This is a genomic window from Vagococcus zengguangii, assembly GCF_005145005.1.
Lineage (GTDB): Bacteria > Bacillota > Bacilli > Lactobacillales > Vagococcaceae > Vagococcus_A > Vagococcus_A zengguangii.
In genome coordinates this window covers 1,407,118-1,423,909 of sequence record NZ_CP039712.1, presented here as the reverse complement: position 1 = coordinate 1,423,909, position 16,792 = coordinate 1,407,118, and the positions used below count along the sequence as shown (strand labels likewise).

The 16,792-nt window shown below is 38.8% G+C and carries 10 protein-coding genes, 1 tRNA gene and 2 rRNA genes; 12 read left to right on the top strand and 1 reads right to left on the bottom strand.

All coding sequences use genetic code 11. From position 1 onward, the window contains the following. Window positions 1-53: 53 nt before the first annotated feature. From FA707_RS06695 to gshAB, 4 genes are all read left to right on the top strand, one after another. Window positions 54-2,970: ribosomal RNA gene (locus FA707_RS06695) — 23S ribosomal RNA — on the top strand. 72 nt (window positions 2,971-3,042) lie between these two features. Continuing rightward, window positions 3,043-3,158 (top strand): 5S ribosomal RNA (gene rrf, locus FA707_RS06690). 4 nt (window positions 3,159-3,162) lie between these two features. Further along, a tRNA-Asn gene (locus FA707_RS06685) sits at window positions 3,163-3,236 on the top strand. A gap of 127 nt (window positions 3,237-3,363) precedes the next feature. Continuing rightward, entirely contained in the window at window positions 3,364-5,652 is a 2,289-nt protein-coding gene (gshAB, locus tag FA707_RS06680) for a bifunctional glutamate--cysteine ligase GshA/glutathione synthetase GshB (protein ID WP_136953504.1), read from the top strand. 38 nt (window positions 5,653-5,690) lie between these two features. On the opposite strand, the gene FA707_RS06675 is transcribed toward gshAB, so the two are convergent. Then, entirely contained in the window at window positions 5,691-7,166 is a 1,476-nt protein-coding gene (locus FA707_RS06675; protein WP_168177364.1) for a helix-turn-helix domain-containing protein, read from the bottom strand. Between the two features lie 395 nt (window positions 7,167-7,561). On the opposite strand from FA707_RS06675, the gene FA707_RS06670 reads away from it, so the two are divergent. The 8 genes from FA707_RS06670 (at window position 7,562) to FA707_RS06635 (ending at window position 16,732) form a co-directional block, all read left to right on the top strand. After that, the gene (locus FA707_RS06670; protein WP_246032309.1) at window positions 7,562-8,260 is read left to right on the top strand and encodes a LysM peptidoglycan-binding domain-containing M23 family metallopeptidase; all 699 of its coding nucleotides are present in this window, start codon (window positions 7,562-7,564) and stop codon (window positions 8,258-8,260) included. 558 nt (window positions 8,261-8,818) lie between these two features. After that, complete coding sequence (locus FA707_RS06665) at window positions 8,819-9,913, top strand: Glu/Leu/Phe/Val dehydrogenase dimerization domain-containing protein (protein WP_136953502.1); 1,095 nt, start codon at window positions 8,819-8,821, stop codon at window positions 9,911-9,913. Between the two features lie 92 nt (window positions 9,914-10,005). Next, window positions 10,006-10,845, top strand: a complete 840-nt coding sequence (locus FA707_RS06660; RefSeq protein WP_136953501.1) for a phosphate acyltransferase — start codon at window positions 10,006-10,008, stop codon at window positions 10,843-10,845. A 16-nt stretch (window positions 10,846-10,861) separates the two neighbouring features. After that, window positions 10,862-11,923 (top strand): butyrate kinase, encoded by a 1,062-nt coding sequence (gene buk, locus FA707_RS06655; protein ID WP_136953500.1) that lies wholly within the window; start codon window positions 10,862-10,864, stop codon window positions 11,921-11,923. 28 nt (window positions 11,924-11,951) lie between these two features. After that, a complete protein-coding gene (lpdA, locus tag FA707_RS06650; protein WP_136953499.1) occupies window positions 11,952-13,379 on the top strand; it encodes a dihydrolipoyl dehydrogenase in 1,428 nt (475 codons plus the stop codon). A 31-nt stretch (window positions 13,380-13,410) separates the two neighbouring features. Further along, window positions 13,411-14,406 (top strand): thiamine pyrophosphate-dependent dehydrogenase E1 component subunit alpha, encoded by a 996-nt coding sequence (locus FA707_RS06645; protein ID WP_136953498.1) that lies wholly within the window; start codon window positions 13,411-13,413, stop codon window positions 14,404-14,406. A gap of 2 nt (window positions 14,407-14,408) precedes the next feature. Continuing rightward, entirely contained in the window at window positions 14,409-15,392 is a 984-nt protein-coding gene (locus tag FA707_RS06640) for an alpha-ketoacid dehydrogenase subunit beta (protein WP_136953497.1), read from the top strand. A gap of 29 nt (window positions 15,393-15,421) precedes the next feature. Beyond that, the gene (locus tag FA707_RS06635) at window positions 15,422-16,732 is read left to right on the top strand and encodes a dihydrolipoamide acetyltransferase family protein (protein WP_136953496.1); all 1,311 of its coding nucleotides are present in this window, start codon (window positions 15,422-15,424) and stop codon (window positions 16,730-16,732) included. Window positions 16,733-16,792 lie beyond the last annotated feature (60 nt).

The window sequence follows — 16,792 nt, the reverse complement described above, 5'->3', positions numbered from 1 at the left end:
CTATCGCTAGTTGGTGGAAATCAAGAGTCTAGCACGAAAGTGGTAGCAAATAAGGTTAAGTGAATAAGGGCGCACGGTGGATGCCTTGGCACTAGAAGACGATGAAGGACGGGACTAACTCCGATAAGCTTTGGGGAGCTGTACGTAAGCTATGATCCAGAGATTTCCGAATGGGGCAACCCAGCAGCTTTTATAGGCTGTTACTCCTAACTGAATACATAGGTTAGTGAGGGTGAGACGCAGAGAACTGAAACATCTAAGTACCTGCAGGAAGAGAAAGAAAAATCGATTTCCTTAGTAGCGGCGAGCGAAACGGAAACAGCCCAAACCAACGAGCTTGCTCGTTGGGGTTGTAGGACTCAGCTGTGGTAGCTGTGAGTAGTAGTTGAATCGACCTGGAAAGGTCAGCTGAAAAGGGTGAAAGCCCCGTAAACGAAACTAGTCACACACCTATGAGTATCCTGAGTACGGCGGAACACGTGAAATTCCGTCGGAATCCGGGAGGACCATCTCCCAAGGCTAAATACTCTCTAGTGACCGATAGTGAACCAGTACCGTGAGGGAAAGGTGAAAAGCACCCCGGGAGGGGAGTGAAATAGAACCTGAAACCGTGTGCCTACAACAAGTTAGAGCCCGTTAATGGGTGATAGCGTGCCTTTTGTAGAATGAACCGGCGAGTTACGATTGCGTGCGAGGTTAAGATGAAGAGTCGGAGCCGTAGCGAAAGCGAGTCTGAATAGGGCGAATTAGTACGTAGTCGTAGACCCGAAACCATGTGATCTACCCATATCCAGGTTGAAGGTGCGGTAAAACGCACTGGAGGACCGAACCCACGCACGTTGAAAAGTGCGGGGATGAGGTGTGGGTAGCGGAGAAATTCCAATCGAACTTGGAGATAGCTGGTTCTCTCCGAAATAGCTTTAGGGCTAGCCTCGGAATTGAGAATGATGGAGGTAGAGCACTGTTTGGACTAGGGGCCCATCCCGGGTTACCGAATTCAGATAAACTCCGAATGCCATTCATTCATATCCGGGAGTCAGACTGCGAGTGATAAGATCCGTAGTCGAAAGGGAAACAGCCCAGACCACCAGCTAAGGTCCCAAAATGTATGTTAAGTGGAAAAGGATGTGGGGTTGCATAAACAACTAGGATGTTGGCTTAGAAGCAGCCACCATTTAAAGAGTGCGTAATAGCTCACTAGTCGAGTGACCCTGCGCCGAAAATTTACCGGGGCTAAACATACTACCGAAGCTGTGGATTACACCTTAGGGTGTAGTGGTAGGAGAGCGTTCTAAGGGCGTTGAAGGTAGATCGTGAGGACTACTGGAGCGCTTAGAAGTGAGAATGCCGGTATGAGTAGCGAAAGACGGGTGAGAATCCCGTCCACCGTATGACTAAGGTTTCCTGGGGAAGGCTCGTCCTCCCAGGGTTAGTCGGGACCTAAGCCGAGGCCGACAGGCGTAGGCGATGGACAACAGGTTGATATTCCTGTACCAGTTATATTTGTTTGAGCAAGGGAGTGACGCAGGAGGTTAGGTGAACCAGACGATTGGAAGAGTCTGGCCAAGCAGTGAGTTTTGTGATGAGTCAAATGCTTATCGCTATAAGAACAAGCTGTGATGGGGAGGGAAGTAATAGTACCGAAGTCACTGACATCACACTGCCAAGAAAAACTTCTAGTGAGAATATAACTGCCCGTACCGCAAACCGACACAGGTAGTCGAGGAGAGTATCCTAAGGTGAGCGAGTGAACTCTCGTTAAGGAACTCGGCAAAATGACCCCGTAACTTCGGGAGAAGGGGTGCTGAGCGCAAGCTCAGCCGCAGTGAATAGGCCCAAGCGACTGTTTATCAAAAACACAGGTCTCTGCAAAATCGAAAGATGACGTATAGGGGCTGACGCCTGCCCGGTGCTGGAAGGTTAAGAGGATGGGTTAGCGTATGCGAAGCTCAGAATTGAAGCCCCAGTAAACGGCGGCCGTAACTATAACGGTCCTAAGGTAGCGAAATTCCTTGTCGGGTAAGTTCCGACCCGCACGAAAGGCGTAACGATTTGGGCACTGTCTCAACGAGAGACTCGGTGAAATTTTAGTACCTGTGAAGATGCAGGTTACCCGCGACAGGACGGAAAGACCCCATGGAGCTTTACTGTAGTTTGATTTTGAATGTTTGTAACACATGTACAGGATAGGTAGGAGCCGTAGAGCTCGGTACGCCAGTATCGAAGGAGGCAATGGTGGGATACTACCCTTGTGTTATGACCATTCTAACCCGCGCCACTAATCGTGGCGGGAGACAGAGTCAGATGGGCAGTTTGACTGGGGCGGTCGCCTCCTAAAAGGTAACGGAGGCGCCCAAAGGTTCCCTCAGAATGGTTGGAAATCATTCGAAGAGTGCAAAGGCAGAAGGGAGCTTGACTGCGAGACCTACAAGTCGAGCAGGGACGAAAGTCGGGCTTAGTGATCCGGTGGTTCCGCATGGAAGGGCCATCGCTCAACGGATAAAAGCTACCCTGGGGATAACAGGCTTATCTCCCCCAAGAGTCCACATCGACGGGGAGGTTTGGCACCTCGATGTCGGCTCGTCGCATCCTGGGGCTGTAGTCGGTCCCAAGGGTTGGGCTGTTCGCCCATTAAAGCGGCACGCGAGCTGGGTTCAGAACGTCGTGAGACAGTTCGGTCCCTATCCGTCGCGGGCGTTGGAAATTTGAGAGGAGCTGTCCTTAGTACGAGAGGACCGGGATGGACACACCGCTGGTGTACCAGTTGTTCTGCCAAGGGCATAGCTGGGTAGCTACGTGTGGAAGGGATAAACGCTGAAAGCATCTAAGCGTGAAGCCCCCCTCAAGATGAGATTTCCCATTTCTTTAAGAAAGTAAGACCCCTGAGAGACGATCAGGTAGATAGGTTGGAAGTGTAAGTACAGCGATGTATTCAGCGGACCAATACTAATCGGTCGAGGACTTAACCAAAAAATTGTATTTCGGAAAGTAAAGTTTTGTTTCAATCCAGTTTTGAGTGAAGGAATTCATTCAATTAAATAGTGTGGTGGCGATAGCGAGAAGGATACACCTGTTCCCATGTCGAACACAGAAGTTAAGCTTCTTAGCGCCGATTGTAGTTGGGGGTTTCCCCCTGTGAGAGTAGGACGTCGCCACGCATAATCCGGCATAGCTCAGTTGGTAGTAGCGCATGACTGTTAATCATGATGTCGTAGGTTCGAGTCCTACTGCCGGAGTTTAGAACTAGTAATTTACTAGTTCTTTTTTTTGTCTAAAAACTTGATAAATAAGACTCCGTCAAGGAAATAACTATTTAATAATGGTATAATGAATTGATTAAAGTTTACGCTGAGGTGAAATAATATGCAGTCAATTAAAGACTTAATAATACAAAATAATAACCAAGAATGGTTTAAAAAATTACGTATTGGTTTAGAAAAAGAAAGTCAACGTGTAACATTAGCAGGTGAGTTAGCTGCGACAGATCATCCTAAAACCTTAGGAGCTCGAAAATATCACCCTAATATTCAAACTGATTTTAGTGAAACACAGGTTGAATTAATTACGCCAGTATTCGAAAATGAGCATGATGTGGTGTCTTATTTAGGTGCGTTACATGAAGTCGTCTTACGTTCGATGAAGCAAGAGGAAATGTTATGGCCATTAAGTATGCCACCAATATTGCCAGAGAAAGATGAGGATATTATCATTGCGAAGCTTGAAAAATTTGAAGATGTTTTGTATCGTCGTTATTTAGCAAAATCTTATGGCAAACGTAAGCAAATGGTAAGTGGCATTCATTATAATTTTGAATTTAATAAACAATTTATTGAAAAACTTTTTGAAGAGCAATCCGAATATCAAACGCTAAGCCAATTTAAGACTGCTCTATATCTAAAAGTATCACGTAATTATTTGCGCTATCGTTGGCTAATTACGTATCTATTCGGTGCTGCGCCTATTAGTGAAGCCGGCTATTTTAGTGAAGATGAAGAAAAACCTGATGAGCCGGTTAGAAGTATTCGCAATAGTAAGTTTGGTTACACAAACCATGATGATGTTTTTGTTTCTTATGAGACATTAGAGCGCTATGAACAAGATATTGCAGATTTAATTGAACAAGGGAAGTTATCGGAAGAAAAAGAGTTTTATTCACCTGTACGTTTACGCGGTGGTAAGACCATGGCAGACTTGAAAAATGCTGGTATTCAATATATTGAAATTCGTAATATTGATAATAACCCATTCGCACCATATGGAATTACAGAAGATCAAGTAGAGTTTCTTCATATCTTCTTAATGTATATGTTGTGGTTAGACAATCGAACTGATAATGCAGATGAGTTATTAAAAGTAGGAACACAGCTCAACAATGAAGTTGCCCTTGAAAATCCTTTGAATATGACAAATTATTTAACGGAAGGCTTAGGGGTGATTGCAGGTATGAGACAAATGCTCGATGAAATTAATGCCTCTGCTAATTGGTATTACTTAGTTGATAAGGCGGAAGAATTGCTAAATGATACGCGAAAAACCATTGCAGCTCAAATGTTGACTATGTTTGAAGAAGAACAGTTAACACAACATGAATTTGCGGTTGTCTATGCTAAAGAGTATTATGACAAAGCTTGGGAGAAAATCTATCAGTTGGAAGGCTTCAGGGATATGGAACTTTCAACGCAAATTATGATCTTTGATAGTTTACAGCGTGGTGTAGAAGTTGAAGTGATTGATCGTTCAGATCAGTTTATCAAGTTAACTTTTAACGGAAAAGTTGAATATGTAAAAAATGCCAATATGACAAGTAAAGACAATTACGTTGTCCCATTAATGATGGCGAATAAAATTGTGACGAAGAAGGTATTGAATGAAGCAGGTTTTCGTGTCCCATTAGGTTATGAGTTTCAATCTCTTGAACGTGCGCGTCTTATTTATCCAGAAATTGCAAAGACTGGTTTTGTGGTTAAACCCAAGTCAACGAACTATGGGCTAGGCATCAGCATTTTTAAAGAAGGTGCAAGCCAAGAAGACTATGAAGAAGCGTTAGCTATCGCGTTTAAAGAGGATACGGATGTGTTGGTAGAAGAGTTCTTACCGGGAACTGAATATCGTTTCTTTGTGATTGATGGGAAGACGCAAGGTGTTATGTTACGTGTTCCAGCGAATGTGATGGGTGATGGTCAATCGACCGTTGAGGAGTTAGTAAAGAAAAAAAATCAAGATCCATTGCGTGGCACACATCATCGTTCACCACTAGAGTTGATTCAATTAGGAGAGATTGAACGTTTGATGCTGAAGGAACAAGGATTAACAATCCATTCTATATTAGAAGAAGGTCAAGTGGCCTACTTACGAGAAAACTCAAATGTTAGCACAGGCGGAGATAGCATTGACATGACGGATGAAATATCATCCCATTATAAAACTATCGCAGAGCAGGCTGTTTTAAGTTTAGGTGCTGTTATTTGCGGGATTGATTTAATTATTCCAGATAAAGAGGTAAATCCATTTGAATCAAAAAATGCTTACGGTATTATAGAAGCGAACTTCAACCCCGCGATGCATATGCACTGTTTCCCTTATCAAGGAAAAGGTCGCAGGTTAACCCAAAATGTATTAGACTTATTATATCCTGAATCAAAAGTAATTTAGAATTTAGATACTAAAATAACAAATAGAGGAAAAGATGATTATTTTATCTTTTCCTCTATTATTTTTTTATTTAAGCTCAATTGCTCCGCTGCCCAATTAGAAATTTTCATTAATTCATCCTCAGAGAAAAATCTCGAAACTCGGTAAATTTTTTCTTCTGCAATTGTTTGACTATTAAAAATATTCGTCACGAGTAGGTCGATGTTTGCTAGTTTATCCGCTTGTTCTTGATATTTTTTATCGGCTAAGTTGATTAATTGAAAATGAGCGGGCATCACTTTAGCAAGCTCATTATAAAGATAATCATTGAACTCTTTATCGAAATCGATGAAGACACCAATATTAGGGTGAATAATCGTTGCTTGACTATGATTAAATAGTCTCGTTTGCATCAAAAAGTAGGTCGTAGGTAAATACTGTAACTGTGTTTCACCAAGGAATTCGACTATGTTTTTTTGAATTATTTCTTTATCAAGTAGTGTTTGATTATAGGTATAAAAATTATTATATTCATTGTTATTCATTGTTAAATTTACCCAAGTATCTTTAAGTGATAAAAATCCATAGTTAGCATCATAAATATCGCGAACGAGAATAGCTTTTAACTTAGTTGAAACGGTGATATTTAATTCTACCAAAACGTGTGTTGTAAATTTTTCTATTTTTCCGAGTTTGTTTCGTTTTGTTTTGGTAGATAAATCATCGTTAACAGCGAAAAAATCGTCGGTCAAATAAAGATAGAAGACGTTTGACAAAAAAGTCATAGTGTCTTTTGATTGGGTTTTAGCAAGCTTATTTATCCCCCAAAAAGGAATTTTATCCATCCAATTAACGAGTAACTTGACGATGGTGTTTTTTGCTTTAACATCTACCGAGTGCTGATTTTTTTCACGTTGTAAACCAACTAATGAGAATAAGGTGAAGTTTTTTTCAGCTTGCAGGTTTTTCCCACGATTGATAAATGGTATTTTTAGATGATAAAACTGTTTGATAAATGTTATATTGCTTTCATCAAATGGCACACGGTAAACGCCGTACTTTTCAATGAATAGGCGGAAATATAAAATGCGAATTAGTCGTTCATTGCCAATGATGCGGATAGGACGCGTTTTAATTTGTATATCAAAAGGTTCTAATGCCTGATTCAAGGAGCTAATTGTGCGACGGATGGTGGACTCACTGGTGAATAATTGTTCGGCTAATGTTAAATAACTATGTTCTTCTTCGAAAAATATTTTTTCAAGTAACGTTAGTTCAAAGCTATCATCAAGGATTTTGGCAATACAATGATCAAACGAATCGTTGACCGGAATTATAAGCGAGTAGACATCATTATAATAAATTACCTCACTCGGTACTAAAATAGCATTTAAAGATTCAATTGTCGTTTGAATAGTTGAGCGGCTACATTTTAAGACATCCATTAACACCTCAATCGAAATATCTTCAGCATGTAGACGATTAATGATAAATAAGTAGTGAAGCGTCTTTTTTGAAAGTAATTGGTTTGTCATTGTATCCCTCCTTTCTACTAAATACATTATATTACACCCGAACGAAGTGGCGCAAATATCTGTTCCTTTGTTATTTACTAGTCGTTTTTTGATATATAGTTCATTATTTGTTTCATTTGGTTATAGTATACCTGTTCAATTTTTTTTAGTGTCTTCTAAAATTGAACAGATGAAAGCATATTTTTTGGTTATAGTATAACTTGTGAGTTATTCAATTGACGCTTTTTTATGGGTGGCCTATCGGGGTACCCGTTGAATAATTTATTGAAACTAAACGGTTCTAGATTTGATTTATCAAGTAGAACCATGAACAGCTAATGATATTTTTTATTTCTGATAGTCGTTGTCAAAAATAAAGAATATGTACTAGTAGATATTTAGGAGGTTTAATTAGTATGAAGAAATTAAATGTTATTAAAACTGCGGGCATTGTATTGGCTGCATGTCTATTTGCTACTTCAGGTGTCGTAAACGCTGCGGAAGTTACAAATTATGAAGTGAAAGCAGGCGATAATTTACAAAGCATTGCTATAAAGAATGGATTAAGTATAAGTCAACTTATGGAGCTTAATGGATCAATTGTTAACCCGGATCTAATTTATACTGGGGATAGTATTAAAATATCTGGCAATAAATCAGCAAAAAAAGTAAATAAATCAAATAAAATGGGCGCTAAAGCAAATGCTTCGACAACAGGTTATGCTCACCCATTAAATATGCCAGGTGCACCTGTTTCAAGTGAGTTTGGTTATCGTCAAGACCCAACAGGTATGTCAGGAACACAACATGATGGGATCGACTTAGCTGTCGCGTCAGGAACACCAGTTTATGCTGTTAAATCAGGAACAGTAGTAGAAGCAGGTTTCCATTACTCGGCTGGTAATTATGTGATTATTAAACATCAAAATGGTCAATACACGTATTATTTCCATCTAAGCAGTATCAATACTTATACTGGACAACAAGTGGGTCAATTAACCCATATCGGTAATGTTGGAACAACAGGTTATTCTACAGGTTCACATTTACACTTTGGTATTAGTTCCGCATTATGGTCAGGATTTGAAAATCCAAGAAACTATGTTGCATTTTAATAAATAGTGTCTATAGGGCATTAATGTAGATAGAAGCAGGTTTTGTTAAAAAATCTGCTTTTTTGCATTTCAAAAGGAGATAGAAAATTATTAAAGGTATTAGTTCACCTCAAATAATAAAGTTTAATTAAAGTAAAAATATAACTATTTAGCATCCAAATGATTTTGTACTTTTTTATAAAAATTCACACTTTTTTAATAAAAAATACATAGATAAACGAAATAAAAGCAAAAGAAAATCCAAGTGATTTGATGAACAATAATAATTTAAAACTATTTTATAATCTAAAAGTTATCACTATTTAAAATCTAAGGCAGTTCGTTATAACGGGTTTTATGAACGATTCAGTTATGAACTGTGTTTCAAAATAAAAAAAATTCTCACATTTTTGTTTGTTCAAAAAATAACTATTAAAAAAATACATCAAATTATAATCTATTTATTGTTTTAATGTTATCTTTTTTTAATGAAAGTTCGTTTAATTATGGTATCTTGAAATCAAGGAAACTTTGAAAGCGTTTTCTTAAAAAGCTAATAATTAAGAGGAGGAAGTTAAAATGTTATTTGAAGAAATGGTAAACAGAGATTATGAGCAAGTGGTATTTTGTCACGATAAGAGTTCAGGGTTAAAGGCAATCATTGCAATTCATGATACAACATTAGGTCCTGCACTAGGTGGTTGTCGTATGTGGCCATATGCAACTGAAGAAGAAGCTCTAGTTGATGCGTTACGTCTTGCACGTGGTATGACGTATAAAAATGCAGCTGCAGGGTTAAACATTGGCGGTGCGAAAACAGTAATTATTGGCGATCCTAAAAAGGATAAAAGTGAAGCGTTATTCCGTGCTCTAGGTCGTTATATCGAAGGGTTAAATGGTCGTTATATTACAGCAGAAGATGTGAACACTACAGTTGAAGATATGAACTATATTTTTGAAGAAACAAATTATGTGACAGGTAGTAGTTCTGCTAAAGGTGGTTCTGGTAACCCAAGTCCGAAAACGGCTTTAGGTGTATTATATGCGATGAAAGCAACAGCTAGTGAAGTATATGGTTCTGATTCACTTGAAGGAAAAACTATTTCTATTCAAGGTGTAGGGAATGTTTCCTACTCATTATGTGAGATGTTGCATGAAGAAGGAGCTAAATTAATTGTAACGGATATTAATCAAGCGGCTGTTAAGTTGGCAGTTGATAACTTTGGGGCGACAGCTGTAGGAGTGGATGAAATTTATTCAGTAGATGCTGATATTTTTTGCCCGTGTGCTTTAGGTGGTATTTTAAATGATGAAACAATTCCTCAATTAAAAGTGAAAGCAGTATGTGGTAGTGCAAATAATCAATTATTAGACATTGAAAAACATGGAAAATTAATTGAAAAAGCAGGCATCGTGTATGCGCCAGACTACATTGTTAACTCTGGTGGGGTTATCAATGTTGCTCAAGAACTTTCAGGTTACGATGAAGGAAAAGCTAATCAGAAAATTATGGATGTTTACAACCAAATGAAGAAAGTGTTTGAGATTGCTAAACGCGAAAATATCACGACAGCAATGGCAGCCGATCATTTAGCTGAAGAACGTATTGAAGAAATGATGCGTGTAAGAAGTACTTATATTCAAACTGAAAAATCTTCAATTACAAAACGATAGAATAAATATGGAAAACGGAATTACCATCAATTAAGTAAGTGTCATGATTGGTGGTAGTTCTTTTTCCAAAATATAGAGAAAGGACAGCAAATATGCCTAATGAAATCAAACCAGTAGTTGCCGTTGCAGGTGCTACTCAGGGATTTGTTGATAGCGTGGTCAAGGATGCACTTGAACAGGGATTGTGTGAGTTTTTGTTATATAGTGATGTGCCATTAGAAATACCTGCTACAGGTGTTAGTTTAATGTCAGGTCTCGATGAGCAGTCTATGGTTGATCAAGCGGTAAAATCTATTGTTGAAAAACGAGGAACCTTATTAATGAAAGGCTCTGTTCAAACTTTCACCATTTTGAGAGCGGTACTAAAGAAAGAAAATGGTTTAAGGAAATCAACTGTTTTATCACAAGTTTCAGCGATTCAATTAAAAGAGTCAGGTCGTTTATTATTATTGACAGACCCCGCTTTAAACATTCAACCGACCGTTGAAGATAAAATTGCGATTACGCAAAACGCAATAGAAGTGGCTCATAAAATGGGAATTGAAGTACCAAAAGTAGCATTGTTAAGTTCTGTTGAAGTTTTTAATCCCAATATACCTTCATCAGCCGATGCTCATGAGGTAGCAACTTATTTTGAAAATAATCCGGAAGCTGCGATTATTGATGGCCCGATATCATTTGATATTGCAACCAGTCATGAAGCAGCAACGATTAAAGGTTATCCTGGCTCAATTAAAGGAGATGCTGATGTTTTAGTGGTTCCTACAATTGATGGTGGAAATTTCCTATATAAAGTTTTCAGTCATTTTGTTCCTAGTATCGTAAGCGGCGTAGTAGTCGGTGCTGCGGTACCCATAGCTCTATCTTCTAGAAGTGATGATTTAGCAACTAAAATGGCGTCTCTAAGACTAGCCATTAAAACAAGTTTATAGAGAAGGTGTGGGAATTATGAATTTTGAAACGCTAGTAATTAATCCTGGGTCAACTTCAACTAAAGTGGCGGTCTATCAAGGGAAAAAACAATTATTTCAAACGAATCTTTGCCATCCAATAGAAGAAATTGAGAAATATCCTCAAATTAGCGATCAGTTTGATTTTAGAACACAAGCTATTTTGAAAGTAGTTGAAGAACAATCTTATGATTTAAACCGATTATCAGCTGTAGTTGGACGTGGTGGATTGTTACGCCCGATAGAAAGTGGCACATACGAAGTGACTGAAAAGCTAAAAGAAGACTTAAGACTAGGTGTTTCAGGTCAACATGCTTGTAACTTGGGTGGGTTAATAGCTGATGAGATTGCCCAAAAATATCAAATCCCATCATATATTGTGGATCCGGTTGTGGTTGATGAATTGCAACCTCTCGCAAGATTTTCTGGAACGGAAGCTCTTGAGCGCTCAAGTATTTTTCACGCCCTAAATCATAAGGCAGTTGGTCGAATTGCAGCAGAAAAACAAGGCACAGATTATGACAAACAAAACTATGTGATTGCTCACTTAGGTGGTGGTGTTTCAGTTGCTTCTCATGAGAAGGGACGCGTAGTTGATGTTAATAATGCGCTTGGAGGGGAAGGTCCATTCAGTCCAGAACGTGCGGGAGGTGTCCCAGTCTATCATTTTATGCAGCTAACTAAAGAATGGCCTCAAGATAAAATTTATAAGACGTTAGTTGGGAAAGGCGGTCTCGTTTCTTATTTAGGAACGAATGATTTGCGCGTGGTGGAGCAATTAATCGCAGAGGGTGATCAAAAAGCCAAATTAGTGTTTGATGCGATGGCTTATCAAATCAGTAAAGAAATCGGTGCAAATTGTGCTGTATTGAAAGGTAAGATAGACGCGATTGTTTTAACAGGTGGACTTTGTTACAGTGATAGTTTTGTTCAATCAATCACTGAATATGTTTCTTGGATGGCTCCAATCATTGTTGTTCCTGGAGAGGACGAAATGGGTGCATTAAATCAAGGAGCCCAACGAGTCTTAGCTAAAATTGAACATGCTAAGCAATATTAGGCGCTAACAAGATGGAGGAGGAAAAGACGTGGCACAAGAATATGATGTAGTCGTTCTAGGTGGCGGTACAGGTGGGTATGTCGCAGCTATTCAAGCGGCAAAACAAGGCAAGAAAGTAGCCGTTGTTGAACAATCTAAGGTGGGAGGAACATGCTTACATAGAGGTTGTATTCCGACTAAGGCACTATTACGTTCGGCAGAAGTTCTGCAAACCGTGAAAAAAGCAACTGAATTCGGTGTGGAATTAGCTGGTGCAGTAGGCATTAATTTTATTAAAGCACAAGAAAGAAAACAAGTGATTATTAATCAGTTAGAACAAGGCATTCAACAATTGTTTAAGATGGGGAAAATTGACTTATACGAAGGTCGGGGCACTATTTTAGGTCCGTCAATTTTCTCTCCAATGGCGGGCACTGTTTCAGTTACTTTCTCAGATGGTCGCGAGAATGAAATGTTAATTCCTAAGAATTTGATTATTTCAACAGGCTCACGTCCACGACCATTAGAGAAACTGCCATTTGATGAAGAAGTGGTGTTGTCTTCGGATGGTGCGCTAGAGCTAACAGAATTACCCGCATCAATGATTATTATTGGCGGCGGTGTAATAGGAATGGAATGGGCATCATTGTTGTCTGACTTTGGCGTTAAGGTGACGGTATTAGAGTATGCTGATCGCATTATTGCGATGGAAGATCAGGAGATTTCTAAAGAATTGACTGGCATTTTTAAGAAAAAAGGCGTAGAAATTGTCACTAGTGCAGAAGTCTTGGCAGATTCATTTGAAAAGACAACGGAAGGCGTCTCTGTCCAAGCAAAAGTTAACGGAGAAATTCAATCATTTACGGCTGAAAAACTATTAGTGTCAGTAGGAAGACAAGCAAATATCGAGAATATTGGGATTGAAAATACCAATATAGTAGTAGAAAAAGGGTTTATTCAAGTGAACAACCAATTCCAAACGAAAGAGCGTCATATTTATGCGATTGGGGATTGTATTCCAACTATGCAATTAGCGCATGTTGCCATGCATGAAGGAACATTAGCGGTTAAGAGTATTTGTGGAGAAACCATTGAACCATTTAATTATGATTTGGTTCCAAGATGTATCTATACATCACCAGAAATTGCATGTGTGGGTGTTTCAGAAGCTACTGCCAAAGAACGAGGGGCAACAATTAAAAAAGGTAAATTTACGTTCAAAGGTATCGGTAAGGCATTAGTTTATGGAGAGTCAGAAGGTTTTGTCAAAGTCATTGCTGATAAAAAATCAGATGATCTATTAGGCGTTGCTATGATTGGACCGCATGTGACGGACATGATTAGTGAAGCAGCTTTAGCACAAGTTTTGGATGCAACACCTTGGGAGATTGGAGAAACAATTCATCCACATCCTACTCTGTCAGAAGCATTAGCAGAAGCAGCTTTAGCAGTAGATAAAAAGCAAATTCACGGCTAATTTATTAGAAAAATTTAAAGGGGGCAACAACATGTTATTAAAAGACACTGGTTTATCTAAAGAATCATTACAAACCATTTTTCGTACTGCTTTACTAACTCGTAAAGTAGATGAACGTATTTGGTTACTTAATCGTGCAGGAAAAATTCCTTTCCATATTTCAGGTCAAGGTCAGGAAATTGCTCAAGTTGGAGCTGCTTATGCATTTGATTTAGAAAAAGATTATTGTTTACCTTATTATCGTGATTTAGCAATGGTTTTAAGTTTTGGCATGACTGCAAAAGACATTATGTTATCAGTATTTGCTAAGGCCGAAGATCCAAACTCAGGTGGTCGTCAAATGCCAGCCCATTTTGGTCAAAGAAAAAATCGTATTGTAACACAAAGTTCTCCTGTTACAACGCAATTCCCGCATGCTGCTGGTATTGGATTAGCAGCAAAATTAGCTGGCGAAGATAGCATTTCATATGTGTCTTGTGGAGAGGGGTCTTCAAATCAAGGAGACTTCCATGAAGGAATAAATTTTGCTAGTGTCCATAAATTACCAGTTGTTTTTGTTATTCATAATAACCATTACGCGATTAGTGTACCTGCAGAAAAACAATTTGCAGCAAAAAAATTATCAGACCGTGCCTTAGGTTATGGTATTCCAGGTGTTCAAGTTGATGGTCATAATTTTGCGGAGGTTTATTTAGCTTTTAAAGAAGCAGCAGATCGAGCTCGACGTGGAGAGGGTCCAACATTGATTGAAACGTTATCTTATCGCTTCACGCCACATTCATCTGATGATGATGATCGCGTCTATCGTTCACGTGAAGAAGTAGCAGATGCCAAAGCAAAAGATCCAATCGAAATCTTTAAAAACGAGATGTTAACAGAAGGCTTTATCACCGAGGATGAAATTGCTGAAATAGAAAAAGAATTAGTCAAAGAGATTAATGAAGCAACGGATTATGCTGAAAATGCCCCTTATGCAACACCAGAATCTTCATTGAAATATGTTTACGAAGAAAGTGAGGAGGAATAAAAATGGCAGTTATTTCATATATAGATGCAATTAAATTAGCTCTTCGCGAAGAGATGCAAAAAGATGAGAAAGTGTTTATTTTAGGAGAAGACGTAGGGAAAAAAGGGGGCGTCTTCAAAGCAACGGAAGGGTTATACGATGAATTCGGTGAAGATCGTGTTATTGATTCACCATTAACTGAGTCTGCAATCGCTGGAGTTGGGGTCGGTGCAGCGATGTATGGCTACCGTCCAATTGCTGAAATTCAGTTCGCTGATTTTATCATGCCGGCAGTTAACCAAATAATCTCGGAAGCGTCTCGTATTCGTTATCGTTCGAATAATGATTGGTCATGTCCAATGGTAATACGTGCACCATTTGGAGGTGGTATCCATGGTGGCTTGTATCATTCACAATCAGTCGAAAAAGTTTTCTTTGGTCAACCCGGTTTGAAAATTGTGGTGCCATCTAATCCATACGATGCAAAAGGTTTATTAAAAGCTGCAATTCGTGATAATGATCCTGTATTGTTCTTTGAACATAAAAAAGCCTATCGTTTATTGAAAGGAGAAGTTCCTGAAACTGATTATGTTGTCCCCATCGGTAAAGCGAATGTTGTTCGTGAAGGAACTGATATAACTGTCATTACCTATGGATTAGCCGTTGAATTTGCTAAAGAAGCAGCAAATAGATTAGCTGCGGATGGTTATGATGTTCATATCTTAGATTTACGTACTATATACCCATTGGATAAAGAAAGTATTATTGAGGCAGCTAAAAAGACAGGAAAAGTCTTGTTAGTTACTGAAGATAATTTAGAAGGCAGTATTATTGGTGAAGTAAGTGCCATTATTTCGGAAAATTGCTTATTTGATTTAGATGCACCGATTGCTCGTTTAGCAGGCCCAGATGTGCCAGCGATGCCATTTGCTATTACAATGGAAAAATATTTTACAATTGATCCCGATAAAATTGAAGTAGTAATGCGTGAACTGGCAGAATTTTAATTAACTATAGAAATAAGGAGTGAGGAAATATGGCACTTGAAAATATTTTAATGCCTAAATTAGGTGAGAGTGTAACCGAAGGCGCTATTAGCTCTTGGTTAGTTCAACCAGGTCAACATGTTGAAAAATATGACGCATTGGCTGAAGTGTTGACGGACAAAGTGTTAGCAGAAATACCTTCATCATTTGCAGGAACGATTAAAGAAATTCTGGTAGTAGAGGACGATGTCGTACCGATTGGCACCGTAGTCTGTACGATTGAAACAGAAGATGAAGGAAGTGTTGAAGGAGATTCAACTGTAGACAGTGAACCAACAGCTCCAACTCCAAGTGTTTCCAAAAAAGTTACTTCACCAAGCAAAGCGCCTGTAAAACAATCCGAAACTGGCGCCCGTTTTTCACCAGCCGTCTTAAAATTAGCGGGTGAGCACAATATTGATTTAGCTCAAGTCTCTGGAAGTGGCGCTGGAGGTAGAATCACCCGAAAAGATTTATTGAAATTGATTGAAAATGGTCAAGTTCCGACAACGGGTGCTGCAGTGGCAGAAGAAAACCATATTGTGGTACCACCAGTTGCAGAATCAGCTACAGTTAAAATTGAAACGGTGCCTCAAAGTGTTCCAAGTGTCAACATGGGTGGTAGTGTAGTTGAAATACCAGTGAGTGGTGTTCGTAAAGCTATTGCAAAACACATGGTGGAAAGTAAACAAACTATTCCACATGCATGGATGATGACAGAAGTAGATGCAACAAACTTAGTGAATTATCGTAATGAATTGAAAAATAAATTCAAAAAAGAAGAAGGTTATAATTTAACCTACTTTGCTTTCTTTGTTAAAGCTGTCGCTCAAACGCTTAAGAATTTCCCAATGTTAAATAGTAGTTGGGCAGGCGATAAGATTATTCAGAATAAAGATATTAATATTTCAATCGCTATTGCGGCAAATGATGTATTATTCGTTCCAGTTATTAAGCATGCTGATGAAAAATCGATCAAAGGAATCGCACGTGAAATCAATGAGTTAGCAATCAAAGCTAAAAAAGGTAAATTAACAGCTGCAGATATGGAAGGTGGTACGTTTACTGTAAATAGCACCGGTTCATTTGGTTCGATTCAATCGATGGGGATTATCAATCATCCACAAGCGGCTATATTACAAGTAGAAGCAATCGTTAAACGACCGGTTGTGGTTAATGAAATGATAGGCATTCGTGATATGGTTAACTTATGTCTATCCATTGATCATCGTGTTCTTGATGGCATGATGGCAGGTGCATTTTTAAAACAAGTCAAAGAAACGGTTGAACGTATGACGGAAGAAACAACTTCAATCTATTAAAATAGGTTGAAGAAAAGGGAAGTCTAATTGAAGATAAGTGAAGTCAGTATATAAGTGTTA

Coding starts and splice junctions, on each gene's coding strand:
- FA707_RS06660 (WP_136953501.1), top strand. CDS start 10,006: ATGCCTAATGAAATCAAACCAGTAGTTGCCGTTGCAGGTGCTACTCAG.
- FA707_RS06635 (WP_136953496.1), top strand. CDS start 15,422: ATGGCACTTGAAAATATTTTAATGCCTAAATTAGGTGAGAGTGTAACC.
- FA707_RS06675 (WP_168177364.1), bottom strand. CDS start 7,166: ATGACAAACCAATTACTTTCAAAAAAGACGCTTCACTACTTATTTATC.
- gshAB (WP_136953504.1), top strand. CDS start 3,364: ATGCAGTCAATTAAAGACTTAATAATACAAAATAATAACCAAGAATGG.
- FA707_RS06670 (WP_246032309.1), top strand. CDS start 7,562: ATGAAGAAATTAAATGTTATTAAAACTGCGGGCATTGTATTGGCTGCA.
- FA707_RS06640 (WP_136953497.1), top strand. CDS start 14,409: ATGGCAGTTATTTCATATATAGATGCAATTAAATTAGCTCTTCGCGAA.
- buk (WP_136953500.1), top strand. CDS start 10,862: ATGAATTTTGAAACGCTAGTAATTAATCCTGGGTCAACTTCAACTAAA.
- FA707_RS06665 (WP_136953502.1), top strand. CDS start 8,819: ATGTTATTTGAAGAAATGGTAAACAGAGATTATGAGCAAGTGGTATTT.
- FA707_RS06645 (WP_136953498.1), top strand. CDS start 13,411: ATGTTATTAAAAGACACTGGTTTATCTAAAGAATCATTACAAACCATT.